Annotated in this window: 24 protein-coding genes; 13 read left to right on the top strand and 11 right to left on the bottom strand. The window is 69.7% G+C overall.

Annotated features, from left to right (window positions below):
- Window positions 1-1,157: 1,157 nt before the first annotated feature.
- From mycP to AB0M35_RS01220, 3 genes are all read left to right on the top strand, one after another.
- Window positions 1,158-2,336 carry a type VII secretion-associated serine protease mycosin gene (gene mycP, locus AB0M35_RS01230; protein ID WP_363740258.1) on the top strand — a complete coding sequence of 393 codons (1,179 nt, stop codon included), beginning with the start codon at window positions 1,158-1,160 and terminating at the stop codon, window positions 2,334-2,336.
- 73 nt (window positions 2,337-2,409) lie between these two features.
- Window positions 2,410-3,066 (top strand): nucleoside triphosphate pyrophosphatase, encoded by a 657-nt coding sequence (locus AB0M35_RS01225; RefSeq protein WP_363740257.1) that lies wholly within the window; start codon window positions 2,410-2,412, stop codon window positions 3,064-3,066.
- 9 nt (window positions 3,067-3,075) lie between these two features.
- Window positions 3,076-3,729 (top strand): class I SAM-dependent methyltransferase, encoded by a 654-nt coding sequence (locus AB0M35_RS01220; protein ID WP_363740256.1) that lies wholly within the window; start codon window positions 3,076-3,078, stop codon window positions 3,727-3,729.
- A gap of 45 nt (window positions 3,730-3,774) precedes the next feature.
- Here AB0M35_RS01220 and AB0M35_RS01215 read toward each other — a convergent pair whose 3' ends face one another.
- The 3 genes from AB0M35_RS01215 to AB0M35_RS01205 all read right to left on the bottom strand — a co-directional run bounded on the left by AB0M35_RS01215 (window position 3,775) and on the right by AB0M35_RS01205 (window position 5,635).
- On the bottom strand, window positions 3,775-4,428 hold the full coding sequence (locus AB0M35_RS01215; RefSeq protein ID WP_363740255.1) for an NAD(P)-binding domain-containing protein: 654 nt from the start codon (window positions 4,426-4,428) through the stop codon (window positions 3,775-3,777).
- 119 nt (window positions 4,429-4,547) lie between these two features.
- Window positions 4,548-4,943, bottom strand: coding sequence for an ester cyclase (locus AB0M35_RS01210; protein ID WP_363740254.1), 396 nt, complete (start codon window positions 4,941-4,943; stop codon window positions 4,548-4,550).
- Window positions 4,944-4,948: 5 nt separating this feature from the next.
- Window positions 4,949-5,635, bottom strand: a complete 687-nt coding sequence (locus tag AB0M35_RS01205; RefSeq protein ID WP_363740253.1) for an SDR family NAD(P)-dependent oxidoreductase — start codon at window positions 5,633-5,635, stop codon at window positions 4,949-4,951.
- 104 nt (window positions 5,636-5,739) lie between these two features.
- On the opposite strand from AB0M35_RS01205, the gene AB0M35_RS01200 reads away from it, so the two are divergent.
- Window positions 5,740-6,342, top strand: coding sequence for a TetR/AcrR family transcriptional regulator (locus tag AB0M35_RS01200; protein ID WP_363740252.1), 603 nt, complete (start codon window positions 5,740-5,742; stop codon window positions 6,340-6,342).
- 28 nt (window positions 6,343-6,370) lie between these two features.
- Here the strand turns inward: AB0M35_RS01200 and AB0M35_RS01195 are convergent, their stop codons facing one another.
- The 3 genes from AB0M35_RS01195 to AB0M35_RS01185 all read right to left on the bottom strand — a co-directional run bounded on the left by AB0M35_RS01195 (window position 6,371) and on the right by AB0M35_RS01185 (window position 9,437).
- Window positions 6,371-7,579: an MFS transporter gene (locus tag AB0M35_RS01195; protein ID WP_363740251.1), complete on the bottom strand. Its 1,209-nt coding sequence runs from the start codon at window positions 7,577-7,579 to the stop codon at window positions 6,371-6,373.
- A gap of 126 nt (window positions 7,580-7,705) precedes the next feature.
- Window positions 7,706-8,461 (bottom strand): ABC transporter permease, encoded by a 756-nt coding sequence (locus AB0M35_RS01190; protein ID WP_363740250.1) that lies wholly within the window; start codon window positions 8,459-8,461, stop codon window positions 7,706-7,708.
- Window positions 8,462-8,477: 16 nt separating this feature from the next.
- On the bottom strand, window positions 8,478-9,437 hold the full coding sequence (locus AB0M35_RS01185; protein ID WP_363740249.1) for an ATP-binding cassette domain-containing protein: 960 nt from the start codon (window positions 9,435-9,437) through the stop codon (window positions 8,478-8,480).
- A gap of 183 nt (window positions 9,438-9,620) precedes the next feature.
- Between AB0M35_RS01185 and AB0M35_RS01180 the strand changes: the two genes are divergently transcribed.
- Entirely contained in the window at window positions 9,621-11,372 is a 1,752-nt protein-coding gene (locus AB0M35_RS01180) for a biotin carboxylase N-terminal domain-containing protein (RefSeq protein ID WP_363740248.1), read from the top strand.
- A 79-nt stretch (window positions 11,373-11,451) separates the two neighbouring features.
- On the opposite strand, the gene AB0M35_RS01175 is transcribed toward AB0M35_RS01180, so the two are convergent.
- Window positions 11,452-12,348 (bottom strand): LysR family transcriptional regulator ArgP, encoded by an 897-nt coding sequence (locus tag AB0M35_RS01175; protein WP_363740247.1) that lies wholly within the window; start codon window positions 12,346-12,348, stop codon window positions 11,452-11,454.
- A gap of 70 nt (window positions 12,349-12,418) precedes the next feature.
- On the opposite strand from AB0M35_RS01175, the gene AB0M35_RS01170 reads away from it, so the two are divergent.
- The 7 genes from AB0M35_RS01170 (at window position 12,419) to AB0M35_RS01140 (ending at window position 20,639) form a co-directional block, all read left to right on the top strand.
- Window positions 12,419-13,015 (top strand): LysE/ArgO family amino acid transporter, encoded by a 597-nt coding sequence (locus AB0M35_RS01170; protein WP_363740246.1) that lies wholly within the window; start codon window positions 12,419-12,421, stop codon window positions 13,013-13,015.
- Between the two features lie 59 nt (window positions 13,016-13,074).
- The gene (locus AB0M35_RS01165) at window positions 13,075-14,514 is read left to right on the top strand and encodes a GuaB1 family IMP dehydrogenase-related protein (protein ID WP_363740245.1); all 1,440 of its coding nucleotides are present in this window, start codon (window positions 13,075-13,077) and stop codon (window positions 14,512-14,514) included.
- A gap of 53 nt (window positions 14,515-14,567) precedes the next feature.
- Entirely contained in the window at window positions 14,568-15,035 is a 468-nt protein-coding gene (locus AB0M35_RS01160; protein ID WP_363740244.1) for a MarR family transcriptional regulator, read from the top strand.
- On the top strand, window positions 15,029-16,762 hold the full coding sequence (locus AB0M35_RS01155) for an ABC transporter ATP-binding protein (protein WP_363740243.1): 1,734 nt from the start codon (window positions 15,029-15,031) through the stop codon (window positions 16,760-16,762). Before AB0M35_RS01160 ends, AB0M35_RS01155 begins: the two co-directional genes overlap by 7 nt.
- A 76-nt stretch (window positions 16,763-16,838) precedes the next feature.
- Window positions 16,839-18,863 carry an ABC transporter ATP-binding protein gene (locus tag AB0M35_RS01150; protein WP_363740242.1) on the top strand — a complete coding sequence of 675 codons (2,025 nt, stop codon included), beginning with the start codon at window positions 16,839-16,841 and terminating at the stop codon, window positions 18,861-18,863.
- Between the two features lie 302 nt (window positions 18,864-19,165).
- Complete coding sequence (locus AB0M35_RS01145) at window positions 19,166-19,780, top strand: DedA family protein (RefSeq protein WP_363740241.1); 615 nt, start codon at window positions 19,166-19,168, stop codon at window positions 19,778-19,780.
- Window positions 19,781-19,949: 169 nt separating this feature from the next.
- Window positions 19,950-20,639: a DUF998 domain-containing protein gene (locus AB0M35_RS01140; protein WP_363740240.1), complete on the top strand. Its 690-nt coding sequence runs from the start codon at window positions 19,950-19,952 to the stop codon at window positions 20,637-20,639.
- Here AB0M35_RS01140 and AB0M35_RS01135 read toward each other — a convergent pair.
- Window positions 20,596-21,999 carry an NAD(P)H-quinone dehydrogenase gene (locus tag AB0M35_RS01135; RefSeq protein WP_363741824.1) on the bottom strand — a complete coding sequence of 468 codons (1,404 nt, stop codon included), beginning with the start codon at window positions 21,997-21,999 and terminating at the stop codon, window positions 20,596-20,598. The two genes, AB0M35_RS01140 and AB0M35_RS01135, sit on opposite strands and share 44 nt — an antisense overlap.
- Window positions 22,000-22,105: 106 nt before the next feature.
- Here AB0M35_RS01135 and AB0M35_RS01130 point away from each other — a divergent pair, with 106 nt between their 5' ends.
- Complete coding sequence (locus tag AB0M35_RS01130) at window positions 22,106-22,561, top strand: gamma-glutamylcyclotransferase (RefSeq protein ID WP_043719680.1); 456 nt, start codon at window positions 22,106-22,108, stop codon at window positions 22,559-22,561.
- 159 nt (window positions 22,562-22,720) lie between these two features.
- On the opposite strand, the gene AB0M35_RS01125 is transcribed toward AB0M35_RS01130, so the two are convergent.
- From AB0M35_RS01125 to AB0M35_RS01115, 3 genes are read right to left on the bottom strand one after another with little or no spacing between them, the layout of a single operon-like run.
- Complete coding sequence (locus AB0M35_RS01125; protein ID WP_363740239.1) at window positions 22,721-23,458, bottom strand: hypothetical protein; 738 nt, start codon at window positions 23,456-23,458, stop codon at window positions 22,721-22,723.
- A gap of 59 nt (window positions 23,459-23,517) precedes the next feature.
- Window positions 23,518-24,450: a hypothetical protein gene (locus tag AB0M35_RS01120; RefSeq protein WP_363740238.1), complete on the bottom strand. Its 933-nt coding sequence runs from the start codon at window positions 24,448-24,450 to the stop codon at window positions 23,518-23,520.
- Window positions 24,451-24,454: 4 nt separating this feature from the next.
- Window positions 24,455-25,087, bottom strand: a complete 633-nt coding sequence (locus AB0M35_RS01115; protein WP_363740237.1) for an MBL fold metallo-hydrolase — start codon at window positions 25,085-25,087, stop codon at window positions 24,455-24,457.
- Window positions 25,088-25,116 lie beyond the last annotated feature (29 nt).

The raw sequence follows: 25,116 nt of genomic DNA, 5'->3' as shown, positions 1-25,116 counted from the left end.
GACACCAACGCCGCCGCCCGGGCGTACGTCACCGAACTGGACGACCTGATCGACCAGGTGCAGCGTACGCACGACGCCGCCGCCGCCAACCAGACCGCACTGTCCGCCGCCACCCAGGCCATCACCAGCACCCGCACCGAGCTGGGAAAAATCTACGAGGAGTACGCCGGCAAACTCCGGCAGAAGCGGACCTGGGAGGAAATCGCAGCCGACCCCAAAGCCGCCGCTGGCAGCCGTGCCAGCGAATCTCCGGTAACCGACGCCGACCTGGAGCGCCTCAACGTCCGAGCGCGCGGCATCATGTACGGCCTCAGCAGCGAACTCCAACAAGCCCAAGCAATGCTCCGCCAACCCCCTCCTAATTCACGACCCCCAATTCAGCCTGCAAGAGATCATTCACCGGAAGGGCCTGCGGCAGGAGGCATAGCCGCGCCTATCATCCCCCCGATCGTGCCTATACCCCACACTCCATCGACTGGACCGGTACCGCGTGGGCCATCCTCGTCACCCGGAAGAGGCGTTCTTACTCCCCGCCCACCCGTGACCGGCCCGGTGCTTGGTGGAGCAAATCCAGGGCCAGCCCTCTCCAACCCTGTCAAACCAGTTGCTGAAAGCCTTGGTCCGCCCTTCAGCCCTAACACGGCAAAACAACCACCGCTTACGGATGCGCGGACCGCAATTCCAGGGCTAGGGCCAACACCAGGTGGGCAAAACGGACGCGCAAGCGCTCCTAGCCCGACTACGCCTTCCCGAGCAGTCAACACTGGGGGTGTAATCGGCGGGCTCTCTGCGCCTGGGACCACTCGACCGTCCGCGAGCAATGGGGGCGACATTCGAAGAGTTAACCCTATAGGCGGAATAATCGGAGGCGGCGGAGCTGGAACTGCGCCCACAGGAGCAGCGGGCTCTCGCCCAGGTAACGGGAGAGGGGCTGGTGGCGGATCCCTCATGGTTCCCTTCAACGGAACGCTGTCCAACTTCAGCACCTTGCACCCCGGTGCAGGCGACGCGTCTAGAAGCAAGAAGGACGACGCCGAGGAGTCGCGCCACTGGGACCCTGATCACCCCTGGAAAACGGATCAAGGCGTTAGCCCGATAGTCCGGCCCCCTGACGAGGAGGGACCCTTCGACCCCGGACCAGCAATCGGCCTTGATCGGTGAAGCCAAGGGCTTTGCATACTCCGGTTGCACTGCTACTCACGTTCATCCTTGCATCCCCCTCCGGCCTTACACTGAATGCCGAAGCGGCGACGCAGCCAACGACTATCGACGTCAACAGCATCCGCAGTAAACAATGGCATCTGAGATTCCTCATGCTCGAAGATGCCCACAAGATAAGCAAGGGATTCGGAATTACTGTAGCTGTTCTGGATACAGGCGTTCACCCCCATACTGATCTCAAAAAAAACCTGTTACCGGGTGCCGACGTCTCCGAGGAGAGGTACCGTGACGGCCGACGAGATCATGACGGCCACGGAACCGGGATGGCCGGAATAATCGTCGCCCACGGCCAGCCCGACAACAAGGGGGCCTTAGGTATTGCACCAGAAGCAACAGTTCTCCCCGTTCGCTTCAAGCGAGGAGGACATCATGGGACGGCAAGAGGACTTAGCGAGGCCATCAGATATGCGATCAGAGGCGGAGCGCGAGTAATAAGCATATCCTCCACCGGCTCCCCTGACTTCGAGTTGCAGCAGGCAATTCAGGAGGCAGCCCAGGCAGACATCCTGATCGTCGCTGCAGCAGGGAATCGGCCGCATGACGGGCAAGTGGGGTTTCCCGCCGCCTATCCGCAGGTAATTGCCGTCGGTGGAATTAATCACCAAGGGAGACACGCCGAGGTTTCCGTCGCCGGAGCAGAAGTAGACGTAGTTGCACCAGCCGTTGAGATCTTTAGCACCGGCATAAATGGAAAGTATCGTGTCGGGACTGGTACGTCTGGGGCTACGGCGATTGTGGCGGGGGCGGCGGCGCTGGTTCGGGCGAAGTATCCGTATCTGCCGGCGGATGAGGTTGCCCATCGGTTGACGGCTACCGCGATCGACAAAGGGCCGCCGGGGCGGGACGACCAGTATGGCTACGGGGTAATCGATCTGGTGGCGGCGTTGACGGCAGACGTACCGCCGAGGGGTTTTGAGTCGGTGCCGCCGACCGCGCCCGACGGGGCTCGCCCGAGCACGGCGGCGGCGGACGCGCCGCAGGCCGATGGTGAGAGTGCGGCGACCGTGCGTGGGCTGGTCACGCTGGGGGTGCTGATGGCGGCAGGTGGTGCGTGGGCCTTGTTCGTTCGTCACCGACGTAGGTCCGATGATCCGCCGCCGCGGATCAGCCGCTGAGCTACTCGCGACGCGACGATGAGCGCCGGGAGCCGGCGGCGTGATCGGGCGGGCAACCGGTAACGTCGGCGGGGTGCCTGATGTCATGCCTCTTCGCCTGGTGCTTGCCTCGGCGAGCCCGGCCCGCCGTAAGACTCTGCAAGCCGCCGGCATCGAGCCGGACGTGCTGGTCAGCGGGGTCGACGAGTCACTGGTGGTGACCGAGCGGGCGGAGGATCTCTGCCTGGAGTTGGCCAGGCTGAAGGCGCAGGCGGTGCTGGCCCGGTTGCGGCCGGCTGGTGACCAGCGCACGCTCGTGCTGGGCTGCGACTCCGTGCTCGCCTTCGACGGGCAGATCCTCGGCAAGCCGGCCGACGCTGCCGACGCCACCGAGCGGTGGGAACGGATGCGGGGGCGCAGTGGGGTGCTGCACAGTGGACACTGCCTCATCGACGTCGGGGCGGGGCGCCACGCGGAGGCGGTGGCCTCGACGGTGGTTCATTTCGCCGACATCAGCGACCACGAGATCGCCACGTACGTCGGGACCGGTGAGCCGCTCGCGGTGGCTGGGGCGTTCACCATCGACGGCCTGGGCGGGCCGTTCGTGGAGCGGATCGATGGTGATCCGAGCACGGTGATCGGGTTGTCCCTACCATTGCTGCGGCGTCTACTGGCCGAACTGGACCTGCGGATCACTGACCTGTGGACGAAGGTCGCGCCTGGCAGCCAATCGGTCGAGCCACTCGGTTAACGTCCGGGCATGACGCTCAAGTCGATCCCGCTCACCGATGAACTGCACGGGTACCTGGTCGCACACGGTGCCCCGCCCGACGAGGTAATCCGCGACCTGGCCGAGGAGACGCTGGCCCTGCTGCCGGAACATGCGTCCATGCAGGTCGCACCCGAGCAGGCAGCTTTCCTGACCTTCCTGACCCAGTTGCTCGGCGTCCGACACGCGGTGGAGGTGGGTACCTTCACCGGGCTTTCCGCGTTGGCCATCGCCCGAGGGCTGGTCGACGGCGGGCAACTGACCTGCTTCGACATCTCGGAGGAGTACACGAGTGTCGCGCGCCGGTACTGGGCTCGTGCGGGTGTGGCCGACCGGATCGACCTGCGGATCGGCCCGGCCGGTGACACGCTGCGGGAGTTGCCGAACGAGCGGTACCTCGACTTCGCCTTCATCGACGCCGACAAGACCGGTTACCCGATCTACTGGGCCGAGTTGGTGCCCCGGATGCGGCCGGGCGGGGTGATCGCCGTCGACAATGTGCTGCGGCACGGCCGGGTCATCGCACCGGAAGACGCCGACGACCGGGCCATCGCCGCCTTCAACGACGACGTCCTGGCCGACGTGCGGGTTGCCGCAGTGATGCTGCCGATCGCTGACGGTCTGACCCTCGCCCGGGTGCACTGAGCCGGGAGCAGGGCCATCCGCGGGAACAGGCCACCGGCGATCGGGCTATGCCCGAACTGCGCGCCGGGCTCGGGTCAGGTTGAGGGCCAGCTCTTGGCGGTTCTGGTACGCGTGCCGGAGCCAGGCAGGTTGGCCGGGGCCGGTGCGCCAGGACTCGCTCAGCGGGCTGTTGTCGACGGTGTCGAAGCCGAACTGGTCGTACAGCCTCGTCACGAGTTCGACGGCGTCGGGATGATTGCTCGATACCGACAGTGCCAACCGGTCGGGGGCGCCGGCAGGCCGAGCGGAGGTAAGCAGCCGGTGCGCCTGAATGTGGGTGAACGCCTTGGCGACCTTCGACGTGGGGAGTTGCTCCTGGCGTAGTTCGTGGACTGTCTTCTCGCCTGAGTCGATGACCGGGAAGTTGCCGTCGCGCCAGGGCATGTAGTTGTTCGTGTCCAGCACGATCTTGCCGGCAAGTTCGTCGACCGGCATGTCGTTGACGAGTTTGAGGGGCACCGCCACGACGGCGAAGTCACCGGCCGCAGCGGCGTCTGCGGCGTACGCTGCGCGCGCTGACGGGCCCAGCTCGGCAACGAGACGTTCCAGCGTCTCGGGTCCCCGAGAGTTGGCGATGACGACTTGGTATCCGCTGGCCAGTGCCGCACGCGCGATCTGGCTGCCGACCTCGCCGGCACCGATAATTCCGATCGTTGTCATTGATGGTTCCATTTCATTGTGAGTCCCTCGGTGGGTCGAGCAGTGTCGCTTGCCGAGGCCAACCGATGGCTCGGACGCCCGGCCCACAGACCGGGCGTCCGAGCCATTGTGCTCATTTCTCAGGCGGCTAGCTGCCGAAGCATCTCGGCGGAGTCGTGCAACGCCGTCATCTGCACGAATCGGCCGTCACTGACCTCATAGATGGCGTACTCGACGATCTCGAAAGAAGCGCCGGACGGGGCGGCACCGAGCCACTCCTTCACCGGAGTGCCGGTGTTGATCGCGCGTACGGCGATGCGGTTGCGGTCGAACAGCAGTTCCTTGACCTCCCAGTGGAGGTCCGGAACGGCTTCGACGTCCTGCCGCTGGACGGTGAGAACATCGTCCCGGGTGCCGGGCTTGCCGTTGAGCAGGACCCGGTCGTTGATGAACTCGTCCATCCCGTCGAATTCGTGGGCGTTGAGCGCCGCGACGTAGCGCAGGTACCAGCTACGCATATCCTCTTGCGTCGTCATCTGCCCTACCAGCCCAGTTCGCCGTGTTCGTCGGTGAAGGTCCCGGTCGGACCGTCCTTGTCGAGCGTGGCGAGGCGTACGACCGTCTTGGCGCTCTCCTCCACCGGCCGTCCGATCCCCAAGGCTGCGGTCATGTCGGTGGCTGTGGTGCCGGGTTCGAGTGCGTTGAACTTGATGTCCGGGTACAACTTGGCGTACTGGACGGTGAGCATGGTGGCCGCCGACTTGGACGCCGCATAAAGCGCCAGCGGGATGCCGAACTCCGGCCGTTCGGGGTTGTTCACCGCCCAGAACGATCCCATGCTGCTGGACACGTTGACGACCGTCGGGTTCGACGACTTCTTCAGCAGCGGCAACGCGGCCTCGGTGACCCGGACGATTCCCACCGCATTGGTGTCGAACACCTGTAGGGCCTTCGGTCCGTCGATCTCTCCGGCACCGAGAATGCCGGCATTGTTGATCAGGACGTCGAGGCGGCCTTCGGTCGAATCAATGGTCGCCAGGGCGTCGCTCACCGACGCGTCGTCGGTGACGTCGAGTTGTACGAACGGTGCGCCCAGTGCTGCCGCAGCCGCCTTGCCCCGCTCGATGTCGCGTGCGCCGACGTAGACGATGTGGCCCAGTTCGAGAAGCTGCCGGGCGGTTTCGAAACCGATGCCCTTGTTGGCGCCGGTAACCAGTGTGACGGTCATGCCTCTCCTTTTGTACCGATCAGTTGCGAGTCAGCGTAACAGGATTTTGTACCGATCGGTTGGTGGTCTGGATCACGTTCTGTACCAAGCGGTAAGCTGACTCCATGAGCACGATCGGACGTCCCCGCGCCTTCGATGAGGAGGCTGTCCTCGATCGCGCCGTCGAGGTCTTCTGGCGCCACGGATACGAAGGCGCCTCGCTGAGCGTCCTCACCGGCGCGATGGGCATCAACCGGCCGAGCCTGTACGCCACGTTCGGCAGCAAGGAGCAGTTGTTCCAACGCGCCTTCGCCCGCTACCACGAGACCCAGGTGGCCGCCGCCCGCGCCGCACTCGACCAGCCCAGCGCGTACGCCTCCATCGAGGCCTTCCTACGCTCCAGCGCCGACGGCCTCACCGCCGCTGATCACCCCGCCGGTTGCCTGTCCATCCAGGGCGGCTTGGCCTGCTCGCCGGAGAACGCCGGTATCTCCAAGATCCTGGCCGCCGGTCGCGCCGCGACCGAGTCGGCCCTTGCGGAACGGCTGTCCCGTGCCGTGGACGAAGGCGACCTGCCGGACGACACGGATGTCCCGGCACTCGCCCGATTTGTGATGGCGCTGAGTGAGGGCCACGCGGTGCACGCCGCCGCCGGCGCCAGCCGCGAGGAGCTTCAGGCCTCCGTCGACATCGCCCTGCGGGCGGTCGGCACACTCCACCGTCCGTGAACAGCACGTCGCCGAACGAACGGTGCAGTCAGACGGGAGCAGGGGTCGGCTGCTCGGCGGGCGTCGGGGTCGGCAGGGCCCGGCCGAGTCGTACCGCGAGCAGCGCAGCCGCCGCGATGAAGCCCGGCAGCAGCAGGAACGCCGAGTGGGTTCCGACGCCGTCGGCCACCCAGCCGAGCGCCACCGGCGCGATCCCGAAACCCACCCCCATCGAGTACGCCGACCAGCCCGCCGCCTGATCCGTGGCGTCACCGGCGACAGCGAGAGCGAGGGAGATGGCCAGCGGATAGTGCAACGCGTTGCCGAGGCCCAGCACCACCAGGCCGACGACCGCCAGCCAGCCGACCGAGGCCACCCAGAAGAGGATGAACCCGGCCAGCGACACTCCCAGCGCGGCGAGCAGGAGGGGTACCGGGCGGAAACGGAGGGCCACCCGGCCGCCGAAGATCCGGCCGACGAACATGCCGCCGACGATCGCGGCCACCGCCGCCGAGGCAGCCCCGGGCGCCATCCCGGCGTTCGAGCGCAGCACGTCGGCGGTCCACAGGGACAGGCAGACCTCGATCGAACCGGTGACCGCCATCAGCACCCAGGCGATCCAGTACGCCTTCGGCAGTCGGCGCGTACCGCGACGAACCGCGACCGGGGTTGGGCGCGCTTCGGCGACGGCGACCTGCGGTCTGCGTACGCCCGGGGTCAGGGTCGCGACGGCAACGAGTGCGATCAGGGCGACCACGACGGACATTCCCGGCCGCCAACCCCAGCCGGCGTTCACGCTCAACCCGATCACCAGCGGGGCGAGGATACCCATGCCGGCGCAGGCGGCGTTGGCCTCGGTCAACGCCGCTGGTGCGGCCGGGCCGTGCCGGGTGGTGAGCACCACGTTCACCCCGCTGACCACCAGCGTCCCGGCGGTGGCGATCACCATGACGACGGCGAGGGTGGCGGGTAGCGGGCGCAGTAGGGCCAGCCCGGTCACCCCGGCGGCGACGCCGGCCAGCCCCAGCCAGATCGTCGGCGCTCGGCCGAGCCGGCGGGCGATCGGGGCGAACAGCGCGCCGCCGGCCAGGGCGCCGGCTGCGAGGGCGGTGCTGTGCAGGCCGGCGACGGCGGCGGAGGTGCCCTGTTCGTCGCGCAGCAGCGGCACCACCGGGCCGAAACCGTAAAGGAAGAAACCCCACAAACCGAGTTGGGCGTACGCCAACCAGGTGATCCGGTCGTGGCGGAGGCGGGGCACGCGACTCACGCTACAAGCGCATGCCGCTGCCCGACCCGCGCTGAGAGCGAACTCTCCTCACGCTGTGTGAGGATGTTAAAAGGGGGCCCCTGCTCTACCGCAGGCGTTAACAAGGGGCCCTTCCTTTCACCGGACGCTGCGGGCGAACTGGCGGGCCGCCCAGTAGACGCCGGCAGCGGCGAGCACCGCGATGATGCCCAGCCCCTGCCACACCCGGTCGTTGCCGATGTCGCCGCTGAACAGGGCTCGGGTGCCGTCCACCGCCCAGGAGAACGGGTTCCACTTGGCGATGCCCTGCAACCAGCCCGGTGCGAAGGCGAGCGGGAGCAGGATGCCGGAGAGCAGCAGCACCGGCTGGGCGACCGTGTTCATCAGCGGGGCCAACGCGTCCTCGCTCTTGACCTTCAGCGCGACGCCGTAGGAGACCGCCGAGGTCATCAACGCGATCAGGGCGAGCATCAGATAGGCCAGCAGCAGGTCACCGATGAACACGCGCAGATCGAACAGGAGCGCGAGCAGGGTGATGATGACCGCCTGGACCAGCAGCGAAACCACGTCACGCAGGGAGCGGCCGAGCAGCAACGCCAGCCGGCTCACCGGGGTGACCCGGGAGCGTTCGATCACGCCGGCCCGCAGCTCGGCGATCAGGCCGAAGCCCTGGAACAGGCCGCCGAAGATGGCCAGCAGCACCAGCAGACCGGGCACGAAGATCTTGTACGCCTCGGCCTGGGTCGGCGCATTCAACGCTGGCTTGAGCAGCGGGGCGAACAGCAGCAGATACATCACCGGCTGGAAGACGCCGACGAATACCCACACCGGGTTGCGCAGCAGCAGATGCAGTTGGCGCTCGAAGATCAGCCAGGTGTCGCGGGCGAGTTTCATGAGGTCTCCTGGTCGGTCAGGACTCGCGCAGCGAGCGGCCGGTCTTGGTGAGGAAGACGTCGTCGAGGCTCGGGCGGTGCAGTTCGATCGACCTGAGATCGAGCCCGGCACCGTCGACACGGCGCAGGATGCGTGGGATGGCGGTGGCGCCGTCGTCGACGAAGAGCCGCAGGCCACCGTCCTCAAGCGCCTCCAGCCGGCTGACGTACTCCTCGGCGGCGAGCAACTTCTCCGCCTCGGCGGTGGCGGTTAGGCCGAGGCCGAGTTGCACCACGTCGCCGGAGATCTCGCGCTTGAGCCCGGCGGGCGTACCCTCGGCGACCACCTCGCCGTGATCCATGATCGCGATGCGGTCGCAGAGCGCGTCGGCCTCGTCGAGGTAGTGGGTGGTGATGAAGACGGTCATTCCGTCGGCGCGCAGCCGTCGGATCTCGTCCCACATGTGCGCCCGGCTCTGCGGGTCGAGGCCGGTGGTCGGCTCGTCCAAGAAGACGATCTTCGGCTCGTGGATGATGCCGAGCGCGATCTCGACCCGGCGGCGCTGGCCACCGGAGTACGTCTTGCACTTGCGGTCGGCGAACTCGGTGAGCTGGAACGCCTCCAGCGCCCGGGTGGCCCGCCGGTGTGCCTCGGCCTTCGAGATGCCGTACAGCCGGGCCTGGAGCACCAACTCCTCCCGGGCGGTGGACTCGTCCCAGGTGCTGCCGCCCTGGGCGACGTAGCCGATCCGGCGGCGTACCTCACCCGGATCCTTGCGCAGATCGGCACCGGCGATGGTGGCCTGGCCACCGTCCGGCTCGATCAACGTCGCCAGCATCCGCAAGGTGGTGGTCTTGCCGGCGCCGTTCGGGCCGAGGAAGCCGAAGATCTCGCCGGCGGCCACATCCAGGTCGACGCCGCGTACCGCGTCGACGGTCTTCGTCTCCCGACCGGCCCGGCTGCGGTACGACTTGCGCAGCCCTCTGGTCTCGATCATCGCTTCCCCCCGCTTGTGGCCGATGTCGGCCATCATCGTCATCGGTAGCCGATCACATCGGTACGACACCACGCCGGGTCAATCCTGGACCAATCCGTGCGACATCCCACACTGATCGATCGTTAGGGTTTCCGGGTCGGTCGTTAAACTCCCGGTCAGTAACCTCCGGGAGGAGCCACCAAGGTGCGCAAGGTACTCATCGCCAACCGGGGCGAGATCGCCGTCCGGGTGATCCGCGCCTGCCAGGATGCCGGCCTGGGCAGTGTCGCCGTGTACGCGGACTCCGACCGGGACGCCCTGCACGCCACGCTCGCCGACGAGGCGTACGCCCTGGGCGGTGACACCGCCGCGGAAACGTACCTGCGCATCGACAAGCTCATCGACGTGGCGGCCCGCTCCGGCGCGGACGCGGTGCACCCCGGCTACGGTTTCCTCGCCGAGAACGCCGATTTCGCGCAGGCGGTCATCGACGCCGGCCTGACCTGGATCGGCCCCACCCCGCAGGCGATCCGCGACCTCGGTGACAAGGTCACCGCCCGGCACATCGCCCAGCGAGCGGGCGCGCCCCTGGTGCCGGGCACGGCCGACCCGGTCGGCAGCCCTGACGAGGTGATGGCCTTCGCCGTCGACCACGGCCTGCCGGTGGCGATCAAGGCTGCCTTCGGCGGGGGCGGACGTGGTCTGAAGGTGGCCCGGACGATGGAGGAGATCCCGCAGCTGTTCGAGTCGGCCACCCGGGAGGCGGTCGCCGCGTTCGGCCGGGGCGAGTGCTTCGTCGAGCGGTACCTCGACCGGCCCCGCCATGTCGAGGCGCAGGTCCTGGCCGACCAGCACGGCAACGTGATCGTGGTGGGCACCCGGGACTGCTCGTTGCAGCGCCGACACCAGAAGCTGGTCGAGGAGGCGCCCGCGCCGTTCCTCACCGCCGAGCAGCGGGCCCAGATCCACGACAGTGCCAAGGCGATCTGTCGGGAGGCCGGCTACCACGGCGCCGGCACGGTCGAGTACCTCGTCGGCAACGACGGCACCATCTCCTTCCTGGAGGTCAACACCCGGTTGCAGGTGGAGCACCCGGTCACCGAGGAGACCGCCGGCATCGACCTGGTACGCGAGCAGTTCCGCATCGCCGACGGCGAGAAGCTGCGCCTCACCGAGGACCCGACGCCGCGCGGGCACTCCATCGAGTTCCGGATCAACGGCGAGGATCCGGGGCGTAACTTCCTGCCCGCCCCCGGCACGGTCACCGCGCTGCGGCTGCCCACCGGCCCCGGCGTACGGGTGGACACCGGCATCTCGGCCGGCGACGTGATCGGCGGCAACTTCGACTCGCTGCTGGCGAAGGTGATCGTCACCGGGGAGACCCGCATCGAGGCGTTGGAGCGGGCCCGTCGGGCGCTTTCCGAGATGGTGGTCGAGGGGATGGCCACCGCGCTGCCGTTCCACCGTCTGGTGGTCCGCGATCCGGCGTTCACCGCCGAGCCGTTCGCCGTGCACACCCGCTGGATCGAGACCGAGTTCGACAACACCGTGCCACCGTTCACCGGCGCGGCCGACGCGACCGCCGACCCGGCCGCGCGCGAGACCGTCGTGGTGGAGGTGGGCGGCAAGCGGCTGGAGGTGAGCCTGCCTGCGGGCCTCACCACCGGTCCGGCCACCCCCGCCCCGGCCGCGCGCAGGCCCACCCGTCGTGGTGGTGGCGTCACGGTCGGCGCGACGGCCGGCGGCGACTCGCTGACCTCCCCCATGCAGGGCACCATCGTCAAGATCGCGGTGGCCGACGGGGACACCGTCGCCGAGGGCGACCTGGTGGTGGTGCTGGAGGCGATGAAGATGGAGCAGCCGCTGCACGCCCACAAGGCCGGCACGGTCAGCGGCCTGTCGGCCGAGGTCGGCGCGGTGATCACCGCCGGCGCCGCCATCTGCACCATCGCCTGAGGTGTAAGGAAGGGCCCCTGGTTAACGCCTGGGGTGGTGAAGGGGCCCCCTCCTAGCACTGCGGGCGATGGTGCGCGCGTCAGCGGAGGGTTTCGGCGGCGACGTCGCGCACGGCAGTGGTGAGTGCGGTCAGCACCGGTGAGTCGAGCCGCCAGTGCTGCCAGTAGAGCGGGATGTCCACCACCTGGCCGGGCGCGATGTCCACGCAGCGGCCGGAATCCAGGTCGTCGGCGGCGATCTGCTCCGGCACCATCCCCCACCCCAGCCCGAGGCGGATCGCGGCGCTGAACGCGAGCACCGACGGCACGTAGTGCACGGGTGGATCGAGGGCCTGGCCGGTCAGCGTACGCACGAAGCGGTGCTGGATGCGGTCCTTGCGGTCGAAGACCACCACCGGCGCGGCGGCGAACGCCGAACGGGTGAGACCGTCGGCGAACCATCGTCGTACGGTCGACGGGGCGGCCAGCGCCCGGTACCGCATCGCGCCGAGCGGGCGTACCCGGCAGCCCTGCACCGCCTCACGCTGGGCGGTAACCGCAGCCATCACCGTACCGGCGCGCAGCAGCTCGGCACTGTGGTCCTGGTCGTCCTGCCGGATGTCGAAGGAGAGTTCCGGCTGGGCGGGTAGCCGGGCCAGGGCCGCGGGGAACCAGGTGGCGAGCGAGTCGGCGTTGACCACGACGGCGACGCGGGTACGACCGGGATCGCCGCCGAGTGGCCCGCGCGCGTCGGCCAGCGCTTCCCGTTCCAGCAGCGCGAGCTGCCCGGCGAGGCGGAGCAGCGGACGGCCGGCCTCGGTGGCGTCGCAGGGCCGCTGACGCCGTACGAGCACCTGCCCGACGGTCTCCTCAAGCGCCTTGATCCGCTGGCTGATCGCCGACGGCGTCACGTGCAGCAGGCGACCCGCCGCCTCGAAGCTGCCCTCGCTGACGACCGCGGCGAGCGTTCGGAGCTGGGCGGAATCCAGACCGCTCATGAAGCTCAGCTTAACCATCTGAAGGATCTTTAGTTGGACTGATGATCCGGCCCACCCCTACCGTCAACCCATGCTCACCTCGGCCGTTGCCGGCTTCTCGCTGTCCATCGCCCTCATCGTCGCGATCGGAGCGCAGAACGCCTTCGTGCTCCGTCAGGGCCTGCGCCGGGAGCACCTGGTGCCCGTCGTACTGACCTGCGCGGCGTCGGACGCCCTGCTGATCGGCGTCGGCATCGCCGGCGTCGGTTCGGTGGTGACCGGCCGACCGGACCTGCTCACCGCGATCCGCTGGGGCGGCGCGGCCTTCCTGCTCGGGTACGCGGTCCTCGCCGCCCGCCGCGCGCTGCGCCCCGGCGCCCTCACCCCCGCGCACCGGCCACCGGCCCGGCTCGGTGCGACGCTGGCGGCCTGCCTGGCCTTCACCTACCTCAACCCGCACGTGTACCTCGACACCGTGCTGCTGCTCGGCGGCATCGCCCAGCAGCACCAGCACCGCTGGTGGTTCGGTGTCGGGGCCGCGCTGGCCAGCGTGTGCTGGTTCACCGCGCTCGGTGCCGGCGCCTACCGGCTCGCCCCGCTGCTCGCGCGGACCCGTGTCTGGCAGGTGCTCGACGGCCTGATCGCGGTGGTGATGGTCCTGGTGGCGGCGGCGTTGGTGCTGGGCTGAGCGGGTGGTTCACCTACCACCGGCACGCGCGATCGGCCATCGGCAGGAATGATGGCCGGGTGCGGTTCCTCCATGGCGCCACCCCGGCGTACGACCTGACCTACAACGACGTCTTCATGGCCCCGGCCCGCTCCGAGGTGGCGTCGCGGCTCGACGTGGACCTGGCCACCGGCGACGGTACGGGCACCACGATCCCCCTGGTCGTGGCGAACATGACGGCGGTTTCCGGCCGGCGGATGGCCGAGACGGTGGCTCGTCGCGGCGGCATCGCGGTGATCCCGCAGGACATCCCGATCGACGTGGTGGCCGACGTGGTCGCCTGGGTCAAGCGGCGGCACCTGGTGCACGAGACGGCGATGGCGCTCGGCCCGACGGACACCGTCGGCGACGCGATCCACCTGCTGCCGAAGCGGGCGTACGGCGCGGTGATCGTGGTCGACGAGGCGGGCCGCCCGATGGGCGTGGTGACCGAGGCGGACACGGTCGGCGTGGACCGCTTCACCCAGCTGCAACACGTGATGTCGGCCGAGCTGCACACCGTGCCGGTGGACGCGGATCCGCGTACCGGATTCGACCGGCTCTCCGCCGGGCGGCGGCGGATGGCCCCGGTGGTCGACGACGACGGCCGCCTGGTCGGGGTGCTCACCCGGCAGGGTGCGCTGCGGGCGACGCTGTACAAGCCGGCGGTGGACGACCAGGGGCGGCTGCGGATCGCGGCAGCGGTGGGGATCAACGGTGACGTCGCGGGCAAGGCGGCGGCGCTGCTGGCGGCCGGAGTCGACACCCTGGTCGTGGACACCGCGCACGGCCACCAGGAGCGAATGATCAACGCCCTGCGGACCGTGCGCCGGCTCGATCCGGCCGTCCCGGTCGCGGCTGGCAACGTGGTCACCGCCGACGGTGTACGCGACCTGGTCGCGGCGGGCGCGGACATCGTCAAGGTCGGGGTCGGTCCGGGCGCGATGTGCACCACCCGGATGATGACCGGGGTGGGCCGGCCGCAGTTCTCGGCGGTGCTCGACTGCGCGGCGGCAGCGCGCGAGCTGGGCCGGCACGTCTGGGCCGACGGCGGGGTGCGGCATCCCCGGGACGTGGCGTTGGCGCTGGCCGCCGGGGCGTCCAACGTCATGATCGGCTCCTGGTTCGCCGGCACCTACGAGTCACCAGGCGACCTCTACGCCGACGAGGACGGCCGCCGCTACAAGGAGAGCTTCGGGATGGCCTCCGCGCGGGCGGTGAGTGCGCGTACCGGCGAGGACAGCCCGTACGACCGGGCCCGCAAGGCGATCTTCGAGGAGGGCATCTCGTCGGCCCGGATGTACCTGGATCCGGCCCGTCCTGGCGTGGAGGACCTGATCGACGAGATCATTTCCGGGGTACGCAGTGCGTTCACCTATGCCGGTGCCCGCACCGTGCCCGAGTTCCACGAGCGGGCCCTGGTCGGAGTGCAGAGCACCGCCGGCTACACCGAGGGAATGCCGCTGCCGACCAGCTGGTGAGTCGCACCGAAATTAGTTTGGCCCCTGACTATCAGGTCATTAAAGTGACCGGCATGAGACTGATCCAACTCGGGGACCTGCCGCTCGGCCGGCTGCTGATGGTCGCCGGGCACCTCACCGGCAAACGGTGGAACCGCTATCTCGCCGACGAGCACGGCCTCACCCAGGCCGGGATGGTCACCCTGATGGCCCTCGCCGAGCACGGGGAACTACCGCACCGCGCGGTGGCCGAGCTGTGCTTCGTCCGCCCGGCCACCCTCACCGGCATCGTCGACACCCTCGAACGCGACGGCCTGGTGCAACGGCGCCGCGACGGCACCGACCGGCGCAGCGTCAAACTCACCCTCACCCCGGCCGGTCGGGACCGGGTGGACGCCCTCACCGCGATGATCCAGGCCCGACGCCCACTCACCTCGGTCGACGCCGACCCGGCGAAGGCGGCCGTGATCCGGCAGTTCCTCCTTGAGGTCATCGGCGAGGAGAAGCCCACCGGGAATCCTGCGGGAGCACCGACATGCTGATCCGGTTGCTGCACGCCAATCTGCGCCCGTACCGACGGCCGCTGGCCGTGGTGGTGCTGCTCCAGTTCGTCAGCACGATGGCCTCGCTCTCCCTGCCGAGTCTCAACGCCGACCTCATCGACCTCGGCGTGGCCCGCGGTGACACCGACTACATCCTGCGTGCCGGCGGCTGGATGCTCGTGCTCAGCCTGGTGCACATCGTCTGCCTGATCTGGGCGGTCTACCTGGGTGCCCGCATTGCCATGGGTTTCGGCCGGGACCTGCGGGCGGCACTGTTCGGGCACGTAAACCGCTTCTCCGCCCGGGAGGTCGCCCGCTTCGGCGCCCCGTCGCTGATCACTCGCAACACCAACGACGTGCAGCAGGTGCAGATGCTCGTGTTGACGAGCTGCACCATGCTGGTCGCCGCCCCGATCATGAGCATCGGCGGTGTGGTGATGGCCCTACGGGAGGATGTGGGGCTCTCCTGGCTGCTGCTGGTCTGCGTACCCGTGCTGGCGATCCTGCTGAGCCTGATCATCCGGCGGATGGTGCCGAGCTTCCGGTTGATGCAGACCCGGATCGACACGATCAACCGGGTGCTGCGGGAGCAGATCACCGGCATCCGGGTGGTCCGGGCGTTCGTCCGGGAGCCGTACGAGACGGCCCGTTTCGCCACCGCGAACGCCGACCTGACCACCACCGCCCTGCGCACCGGCCGGCTGATGGCGTTGATCTTCCCTGTCGTGATGCTGGTGCTCAACGTCTCCAGCGTGGCAGTGCTCTGGTTCGGCGGCCAGCGGGTCGACGAGGGAGCCATCCAGGTCGGTGCGCTCACCGCGTTCCTGCAATACCTGATGCAGATCCTGATGGCCGTCATGATGGCCACCTTCATGCTGATGATGGTGCCGCGCGCGGCGGTCTGCGCCGAACGGATCACGGAGGTGCTGGACACCGACTCCTCCGTGGTGCCCGACCCGGACCCGGTCGTCGAGGTGACCACCCGAGCCGAGCTGGAACTACGCGAAGTGCGCTTCCAGTACCCGGGCGCCGTCGAGCCGGTGCTGCGGGACATCTCCTTCCGGGTGACGGCGGGCAGCACCACGGCGATCATCGGCAGTACGGGTGCGGGCAAGAGCACCCTGCTCTCGCTGATCCCCCGGCTGGTCGACGTGACCGCCGGTGCCGTACTGGTCGATGGGGTCGACGTCCGGCAACTGGACCCGGAGCAGCTGTGGAACCGGATCGGACTGGTGCCACAGCGGCCGTACCTGTTCACCGGCACGGTGGCGAGCAACCTGCGCTACGGCAACCCGGACGCCACCGACGAGGAACTGTGGACGGCGCTGGAGATCGCCCAGGCTCGGGACTTCGTCGAGGCCATGCCCGAAGGGCTGGAGGCGCCGATCGCGCAGGGCGGCACGAACGTCTCCGGTGGGCAGCGGCAGCGCCTGGCGATCGCCCGCGCCCTGGTCCGCCGGCCGGAGATCTACCTTTTCGACGACTCGTTCTCCGCGCTCGACCTCGGCACCGACGCGCGGTTGCGGGCGGCCCTGCGGCCGGTCACCGCCGACGCCGCAGTGGTCATCGTCGCGCAGCGGGTCTCCACGATCATCGACGCCGACCAGATCATCGTGCTGGAGAACGGCGTCGTGGTCGGCGTGGGCCGACACGAGGATCTGCTGACGACCTCCCCCACCTACGCCGAGATCGTGGCGTCGCAACGAACCACGGAGGTGCCGGCATGAGCAAGCGTCAGCGAGCGAATCATCGGCTCAGCGCGAAGGTGCCTCATGACGGCACGCAGCGAAGCGGAGTGCCGGCATGAGCAAGCGTCAGCGAGCGGCCACCATCCCCGCGCAGCAGTCGACCGGCGAGGGTACGCCGAAGCGGTTACCCGCGTCCGGCCACCGGGGTGGTCCGCACGGGATGAGTGCGGGCATGCCTGCGGAACGTCCCATGAACTTCGGACCGAGCGTACGGCGCCTGCTGGGCCGGTTACGTCCGCACCGCCTGCACCTGGCCGCGATCATCGCGCTGGCGGTGGTCAGTGTCGGGTTGACGGTGATCGGGCCGAAGGTGCTCGGGTACGCCACCGACCTGATCTTCACCGGGGTGATCGGCCAGCAACTGCCGGCGGGTTCCAGCGCCGAGCAGGCCGTTGCGGCGGCTCGGGCGGCTGGCAACGAGAACTTCGCCGCCATGCTCGCCCGGATGGACGTGGTGCCCGGAGTGGGCATCGACTTCGCCGCGCTGGGCCGGGTGCTGCTGCTGGCCCTGGGCCTGTACGTGGCGGCCAGCGTGCTGCTGTGGTGGCAGGGGTGGCTGCTCAACGGGGTGGTCCAGCGGACCGTGTTCCAGTTGCGGGCCGAGGTCGAGGAGAAGCTGAACCGGCTGCCGTTGCCCTACTTCGACCGGCAGCCGCGCGGTGAGCTGCTCAGCAGGGTCACCAACGACATCGACAACATCTCGCAGACCCTCCAGCAGACGTTGAGTCAACTGCTGACCGCGCTGCTCACCGTGGTCGGCGTACTCGGCATGATGTTCTGGATCTCGCCGCTGCTGGCCCTGGTGGCGCTGGTCGCGGTGCCGCTGTCGGTGGTGGTGACCGGGCAGATCGCCAAGCGGTCGCAGCGTAAGTTCATCGCGCAGTGGACCCACACGGGCGAGCTGAACGGGCAGATCGAGGAGGCGTTCACCGGCCACGAACTGGTGAAGGTCTTCGGTCGGCAGCGTGAGGTGGAGGCGGCCTTCCGCGCCAAGAACGACGAACTGTTCGAGGCCAGCTTCGGGGCCCAGTTCATCTCCGGGATCATCATGCCGGCGATGTTCTTCATCGGGAATGTCAGCTATGTGGCGATCGCGGTGGTCGGCGGGTTGCAGGTCGCCTCCGGCTCGATGAGCCTCGGCGACGTGCAGGCGTTCATCCAGTACAGCCGTCAGTTCACCCAGCCGCTCACCCAGGTCGCCTCGATGGCCAACCTGCTCCAGTCCGGGGTGGCCTCGGCCGAGCGGGTCTTCGCGGTGCTCGACGCCGAGGAACAGCAACCGGATCCGGCGGTGCCGGCCCGGGTGAGCGACCCGCACGGCCGGGTCGAGTTCGAGGACGTCTCGTTCCGGTACGCCCCGGAAAAGCCGCTGATCGAGGAGCTGTCCCTGGTGGCCGAGCCGGGGCACACCGTGGCCATCGTCGGGCCGACCGGCGCCGGCAAGACCACCCTGGTCAACCTGATCATGCGCTTCTACGAGTTGGACGCCGGCCGGATCACGCTCGACGGGGTGGACATCACCACGCTGAGCCGCGACGACCTGCGCGGCCGCATCGGCATGGTCCTCCAGGACACCTGGCTGTTCGGCGGCACCATCCGGGACAACATCGCCTACGGACGGCCCGACGCGACCGAGGAGGAGATCCTCGCCGCCGCCCAGGCCACCTTCGTGGACCGGTTCGTACGCAGCCTGCCCGACGGCTACGACACGGTGATCGACGAGGAGGCCAGCAACGTCAGTGCGGGCGAGAAGCAGCTCATCACCATCGCCCGGGCGTTCCTCGCCGAACCGTCGCTGTTGATTCTCGACGAGGCGACCAGCTCGGTGGACACCCGTACCGAGGTGCTGCTCCAGCGGGCGATGGCGGCCCTGCGGTCGGAGCGGACCAGCTTCGTCATCGCGCACCGGCTCTCCACCATCCGCGACGCCGACCTGATCTTGATGATGGAGAACGGCCGCATCGTCGAGCAGGGCACCCACGCCGAACTGCTCGCGGCGGGCGGCGCCTACCACCGGCTCTACCAGTCCCAGTTCCAGCAGCCGGTCAGCGGCGACGATGCGGTGGCCGTACCCGCGTGAAGGGTGGCCGGGCCGCTGACACGGGACCTGTCAGCGGCCCGGCCGGCGGCTCGGGCGTCAGGAACGGGGGACCCGACGCACGCTCGGGCCGCGCGCCGACTACGGTACGCCGCTGAGAGACGTTCCGGCGACCGTCACCGCACACCAACCGATTTCGATACTCCCCGGTCGAAAGCCTTCACATGCCACGCCACTCGGCGAGTGTCGCTGGTCACGACGGGACGGGGGGTGTTCCCGGTGACGCCGGACACACCGTCAGGCTCGTTACGTATCCGGATGGCCCGCCGCGCGAGGTGACAGAGGTGCCCGAACTACTTACCCAGGTGGCGTCACCTGACTGGGCGTACCTCGTCCTGTTCGGTCTGCTGGTGTTGGACGCCTTTGTGCCGGTGGTGCCCACCCAACTGTTGATGATCACCGGCGGCGCGCTCACCGTGTACGGCGGGCTGAACCTGCCGATGGCCATCGCCGTCGGCGCCCTCGGCGTATTCGTCGGTGACCTGGCCTGTTACCTGCTCGGCCGGATCACGTCACGGCGCCAGCCGCCTCGCCCCAAGGTGACGGGTCGGACCCGCCGGGTGGCCGGTCGCCTCGCTCAGGGCCTGCGCCGGCCCGGCCCGGCGGGGCTGCTGCTCTGCCGGTTCGTGCCCGGTGGCCGGATGACGGTCTGCTTCGCCTCCGGCCGTGGCCGGTATCCGCTGCGGCTGTTCCTGCCCTACGCCGGCACGGCGGCGGTGAGCTGGGCGACGTACGGCGGCCTGGTCGGGCACCTCGGCGGCGCGGCGCTGACCGGGTCGGCATGGCGGATGGTGGTGATCGCGGTGGTGGCCGCCGCCGGGTTCGCGTTGACCGGCTGGGCGTTGGCGTTGATCGCCGCACGGCTGGCCCCGGCACCGGCCGAACTACCCGCCGACTGAAGCATCACCCGGGGACGGCCCCCGGGCGTCACCCCGGAGGAACGCCGCCTGGCCGGCGGGACGGTCACCCTGGGGGGGAATGCCGGATGGCCGTTCGGGGTGCACCCGGGGTCGGATTTCGGTGCTCGTCCCGGATCCGTCTGGGGTGTGCGCGACGACAGGCTGAGTCATGCCTGGAATCCGGAACAACGGTGCACCGGCCCTCATCGGGATCGCTCTCGCCGCACTGCTCGCCGTCATCGGCCACCTCGGCGTGCGGGACCTGGACCCGGTTAGCCTCACCGTCAGCGACTATGCCGTCTCCGACTCCGGCGGGGCGATCCACCTGGCGATGCTGACGCTGGCCGTGGCGTCCGCGCTGCTCGTACCGGCGCTGCGCCGCCTCGGCGTACCGGGCGCACGCACCGGCCGGTTGGGCGCGGCCCAACTGCTGCTCGCGGTGTGGGCCGGTGGACTGCTGCTGGCCGGCCTGGTGCCGACCAACCCGCCCGGCACCGAGATGGGCACCGCCGCCTACGTGCACCGGTACGCCTCGGTGGTGGCGTTCCTCGCCCTGCCGGTCGTCGGCTGGCTGCTCGCCGCCCAACTGCCCACCGGAGCCCGCACCCGCCACTGGCTACGCATACTCACCGTGGCCAGCCTGCTGCTGGCTGCGGCCCAGATCTGGTCCGCCTATCCTGGTGACCGCGCTTTCTACGGCCTGATCGAGCGGGCTCTCATCCTCAGCGAGGTCACCCTCCTCGCCCTCCTCGCCATCGCCCTGCCCACCCACCCGCGCGGGCGGCAAGGGCCGCAGGAGCAGGAGGCCGGAGTGGTCACTCCAGTTCGTGAAGCATCAGTTGGCGGGCGGCCTCGGTGACCGAGCCGGAGAGGCTCGGATAGATGGTGATGGTCTGAGCCAGTTCGTTGACGGTCAGGTTGTTCTCCACGGCCATGGTGATGGGCAGGATCAGCTCGCTGGCCTTCGGGGCGACCACCACTCCGCCGATCACCTGGCCGCTGGCCGGGCGGCAGAACAGCTTGACGAAACCGTCGGCCACCTCGTCCATCTTCGCCCGGGCGTTGCCGTCGAGCGTCAGCATCACCTGCCGGGCCGGCACCTTGCCCGCGTCCACCTCGTCCTGCGAGACGCCGACGGTGGCCAGTTCGGGGTCGGTGAAGACGTTCGCCGCGACGGTACGCAGCCGCAGCGGCCGGACCGCCTCACCGAGCGCGTGCCACATGGCGATCCGGCCCTGCATGGCGGCCACGCTGGCCAGCGGCAGCACTCCGGTGCAGTCGCCGGCCGCGTAGATGCCGGGCACGTTCGTACGGGAGACCCGGTCCACCGTCACGTAGCCGCCCCGGGCCAGCTCGACGCCGTACTCGGCCAGGCCCAGCGCCTCGGTGTTGGGGATCGAGCCGACCGCGATCAGCGCGTGCGAGCCGTACACCTTGCGGCCGTCGGAGAGCTCGACCTCGACGCCGTCGGCGGTACGGCGGACGCCCTCGGCGCGGGAGTTGTTCAGGATGCTCATGCCCCGAGCCCGGAACACCCGCTCGATGGCCTGCGCGGCGTCGGCGTCCTCGTGCGGCATCACCCGGTCGCGGCTGGAGACCAGGGTCACCTGCACCCCCATGGCCAGGTACGCGCTGGCGAACTCGGCACCGGTGACCCCGGAGCCGACCACGATCAGGTGCTCCGGCAGCTCGGGCAGGTCGTACACCTGTCGCCAGGTCAGGATGCGCTCGCCGTCCGGCACGGCGGTCGGCAGCTGACGAGGGGTGGCCCCGGTGGCGATCAGCACCGTCGACGCGCCGATCGCGTACGCGGCCTCCTCGCCGTCCGGCGTGACGATCACCCGGTGCGTGTGACCGAGCGTGTCCTCGCCCAGCCGGGCCCGCCCCGAGACGAAGGTGACCCCGGCCTTGACCAACTTGGCGTGGATGTCGGCGGACTGGGCCAGGGCGAGCCGCTTGACCCGCTCGTTGACCGCCGTGGCGTCGACGGTGACCGCCTCCAGGCCGTCGGAGTGCACCCCGAAGACCTCGGTGTCGCGGTAACCGGTCACCACCTCGGAGCTGGCGATGAACGTCTTCGACGGTACGCAGTCGGACAGCACGCAGGCGCCGCCGGCACCTTCGGCCTCCACGACGGTGACGTCGGCGTCCAGTTGGGCCGCCACCAGTGCCGCCTCGTAGCCCGCCGGCCCGCCGCCGATGATCACGATCCGGCTCACCACGACCGCCCCTCGTCCATGCTCACAGTGACTTTCTTCTCCCCGGCGCGTGCGACACGCACCGTCGTATTCTCCCCCGAGCGTCAGCCGGGCTATCGTCATCGCCGTGCGTCATTACGCCGCCTACGGCTCGAACCTGGACCCTGCTCGGATGCGCGCCTACTGCCCGCATTCGCCGATGGTGGGCATCGGCTGGCTGGAGGGCTGGCGGCTCACCTTCGCCGGTGAGGACGTCATCGGCTGGGAGGGCGCGGTCAGCACAGTCGTCGAGTCGCCCGGTGACCGGGTCTTCGTGGCGCTCTACGACATCCACCCGTACGACGCGGCCCAACTCGACGAGATCGAGGGCGTCACCTCCGGCACGTACCGGAAGCTGACCGTCCGGGTGTCGACGCTGGACGGCGACGTGACGGCCTGGGTCTACGTGTTCGACGGGTACGAGGGCGGCTTGCCCACCTCGTGGTACCTGTCCGAGATCGCGAACGCCGCCGAGAAGGCGGGCGCGCCGGACGACTACGTCCTCGAACTGCGGTCCCGCCCTACCGGCACCGCGTCGGCGTAGCGCGTCTCCCACACCCTCAGTCTGCTACCGGCCGCCATCGCGGCGGGCGGCGACCCCGGAACCCGGGTGATCTGTCACAGTCGGCCCGCTTTCGCCCCGTCGCTGACGGGTCAGGGGCGGCCCGAAGCTGGTCAGGACCGGCCCAGGCCGACGAACCGGTCAGCCCTCGGTGTGGGCCCGGGTCGCGGCCAGCAGCTCCACCAGTTCCGCGCCACCGGCCGGGCCGAGTGCGGCGAACGCGGGCGCGACGAGACGGTCGGTCACCGCTTCGGCCCACAGCCGCCGCCGCACCAACGGGCCGACCGCTGGGTACGGCGGTGGCCACCCGCACGCGATCGCGCCACTCTCCCCCTCCGGCCCGGCCAGCACCGCCTCCAACGGGGTCATCCCGCTGGCGCGTACCGCCACCAGATGGGCGCCGGTGAAGTGCTCCCGCAGCAGGCGCAGCCCGGCGGCCAGCCGGGCGCCCCGGGTCGCGGCGAGCGACGGCATGGCCCGCCACGCCGCGAACAACGGCATCGCGCTGGCGTCGGCCGCCGTCACAGCCCGTTCCACCAACTCGACCAGCCGGTCCAGGTGCGGCACGTCGGCCAGTCTCTCCTCGCCCCAGCGGCAGCACTCGGCCAAGCTGGCGGCGGCCACCTCCAACGGTTGTACGGTGCGCGTGGCGGCGTCCCAACCGTCGGCCACCGCGTCGGGGGCGATGAAACCGAGCGCGGCGGCCACCGTCTCGGCCCGCACGTCACCCAGGGCGCCGGCCCGCCCGGTGATGTAGAAGGCCCAGCCCGAGATGCCGAGCAACCGGGCCCGACGCAGCGTGGTGGGGCACCGGCTGTACGCCTCACCGAGTGCGAGCACCGCCGGCTTGCTGGCCGCAGCCACCTGTTCCGGAGTCATCTCCGGCCGCCCGAAGATCCGTCCGTGAGGTGTCCGGCCGAAGATCCGTCCATGGGGGATCAGTCTGCCGCGCCACCGCCAGCGCCGGCATCCTCCTCCTCGGCTTCCAACGCCTCGACCGCGGCTTCCACCTCACCGGTGCGGCGTCGGGCGGCACTGGCGGCACGTTCGGCCGCCCGACGGGCCAGCCGGACCCGGCTGAGCTCCTGCTCGGCGACGGCCCGTCGGCGTTCCAACTCGGCCAGTTCCGTTTCGAGCCTGTCCAGGGCCTCGGCGCCGTCCCGCTCGGCCGCCGCCGCGCCCGCCAGGTCGTCCTCGGCCCGTTCCTGGTCGGTACGGGCCCGGGTCAGCTCCTTCGCCAGCGCCCGGCGGCGGCGTTCCCGCTCCGCGCGGGCCGCCCGCTGTGCCTGTTCGGCACGCAACTCGCCACGCTGGGCCGGCTCTTGCCGAATCGGTACGGCCGGCGGCTCCTCGCCGCCGGTCACCAGCCGCAGTTGCGGCCGGGGCACCTCGCCGAACCCGGCGTAGTGGGCGGAGCGCAGCAGGCGCCCGGAACGGACCTGCTCGGCGACCTGCACGTCGGACAGGGCGGCGTTCAGGGTGGCCTCGACCTCGGCCAGCGGCAGCTTCCCGCTCGACGGCGCCCCCTCGACCTCGGCGGCCAGCCGGCGTACCTCGGCGACGAGCGCACCGACGACGGCCCGCCGCTGCGCGGACAGCTCGCGCAGGCGGGGGCCGCGCAGCTCGCGTTGCGCGGCGCGCAGCGCGTCGGCCAGTTGCGCCAGATCGGCCACCAGTTCGGGCCGTTCCCACGCGAGCAGGTTGACCAGCCAGGCGGCGACGGTGGGCCGACGCAGGCGGGCGATCTCCCGGGCGGCGCCGGGGTCTCCGGCGCGGCGCGCCTCGGCCGCCGCCGCGTCCCGCGCTGCGACGAACCGGTCCGGCGGCGTCCGGTAGAGCTGCTCGACGAGATCAGGCGCCGATTCGGACATCGGCTCAGCCGTCGATCCGGCTGCCCGGCTCCAGCCGTCGGTACTCGCTGCCCGACAGGGCCGTGTACTGCCGGTCGAGCACCGTGTAGCCATTCGCGTTGAGCAGGGCGTCGTGCAGCGCGAAGACCCGGCGCGGAGCCACCGCGCGGATAAAGTCGACCACCTCGGAGAACTTCGACCAGGGCGCGTGGATCGGGGCGAAGAGGGTGTCGACCGGTACGTCCTGCGGCACGAAGAGCGAGTCGCCCGGGTGGTAGACGACATCGTTGAACAGGTAGCCGACGTTGTCTATCACCGGAATGTCGGGGTGAATCACGGCATGTCGGCCGCCGTAGGCGCGTACCGCCACACCGGCGGCGGTGAACGACTCGCCGGGGCTGACCGGGCGCAGTGCCTCGGCCGCGTCGCCCAACACCTTGGACAGCGACGCCGGCCCGTGGATGACGAACGGCCGCCGCGCCAACTGCCGGTTGACCGCCTCGACGTCGACGTGGTCGGGGTGCTCATGCGTGATCAGCACCGCGTCGGCCCCGTCCAGCGCCACGGATGCCTCGCTGAACATTCCTGGATCGACGACCAGCACCGCGCCGTCGTGCTCGATCCGCACGCACGAGTGGGCGTACTTGGTGAGCCGCATCGTGATGCCTCCCATATCGAATCGTGACG

It is taken from the genome of Micromonospora sp. NPDC051196 (genome assembly GCF_040682415.1).
Lineage (GTDB): Bacteria > Actinomycetota > Actinomycetes > Mycobacteriales > Micromonosporaceae > Micromonospora.
Note: the sequence above shows the minus strand (reverse complement) of the source record. Positions and strands in the feature narration are given on the sequence as shown.

What these genes read in the sequence shown, in the direction of transcription:
- AB0M35_RS01115 (WP_363740237.1), bottom strand. Translation starts at nt 25,087, where the DNA reads ATGCGGCTCACCAAGTACGCCCACTCGTGCGTGCGGATCGAGCACGAC.
- AB0M35_RS01140 (WP_363740240.1), top strand. Translation starts at nt 19,950, where the DNA reads ATGCCTGGAATCCGGAACAACGGTGCACCGGCCCTCATCGGGATCGCT.
- AB0M35_RS01190 (WP_363740250.1), bottom strand. Translation starts at nt 8,461, where the DNA reads ATGAAACTCGCCCGCGACACCTGGCTGATCTTCGAGCGCCAACTGCAT.
- AB0M35_RS01155 (WP_363740243.1), top strand. Translation starts at nt 15,029, where the DNA reads ATGCTGATCCGGTTGCTGCACGCCAATCTGCGCCCGTACCGACGGCCG.
- AB0M35_RS01220 (WP_363740256.1), top strand. Translation starts at nt 3,076, where the DNA reads ATGACGCTCAAGTCGATCCCGCTCACCGATGAACTGCACGGGTACCTG.
- AB0M35_RS01150 (WP_363740242.1), top strand. Translation starts at nt 16,839, where the DNA reads ATGAGCAAGCGTCAGCGAGCGGCCACCATCCCCGCGCAGCAGTCGACC.
- AB0M35_RS01200 (WP_363740252.1), top strand. Translation starts at nt 5,740, where the DNA reads ATGAGCACGATCGGACGTCCCCGCGCCTTCGATGAGGAGGCTGTCCTC.
- AB0M35_RS01210 (WP_363740254.1), bottom strand. Translation starts at nt 4,943, where the DNA reads ATGACGACGCAAGAGGATATGCGTAGCTGGTACCTGCGCTACGTCGCG.
- AB0M35_RS01120 (WP_363740238.1), bottom strand. Translation starts at nt 24,450, where the DNA reads ATGTCCGAATCGGCGCCTGATCTCGTCGAGCAGCTCTACCGGACGCCG.
- AB0M35_RS01170 (WP_363740246.1), top strand. Translation starts at nt 12,419, where the DNA reads ATGCTCACCTCGGCCGTTGCCGGCTTCTCGCTGTCCATCGCCCTCATC.
- AB0M35_RS01160 (WP_363740244.1), top strand. Translation starts at nt 14,568, where the DNA reads ATGAGACTGATCCAACTCGGGGACCTGCCGCTCGGCCGGCTGCTGATG.
- AB0M35_RS01175 (WP_363740247.1), bottom strand. Translation starts at nt 12,348, where the DNA reads ATGAGCGGTCTGGATTCCGCCCAGCTCCGAACGCTCGCCGCGGTCGTC.
- AB0M35_RS01185 (WP_363740249.1), bottom strand. Translation starts at nt 9,437, where the DNA reads ATGATCGAGACCAGAGGGCTGCGCAAGTCGTACCGCAGCCGGGCCGGT.
- AB0M35_RS01205 (WP_363740253.1), bottom strand. Translation starts at nt 5,635, where the DNA reads ATGACCGTCACACTGGTTACCGGCGCCAACAAGGGCATCGGTTTCGAA.
- AB0M35_RS01215 (WP_363740255.1), bottom strand. Translation starts at nt 4,428, where the DNA reads ATGACAACGATCGGAATTATCGGTGCCGGCGAGGTCGGCAGCCAGATC.
- AB0M35_RS01125 (WP_363740239.1), bottom strand. Translation starts at nt 23,458, where the DNA reads ATGACTCCGGAACAGGTGGCTGCGGCCAGCAAGCCGGCGGTGCTCGCA.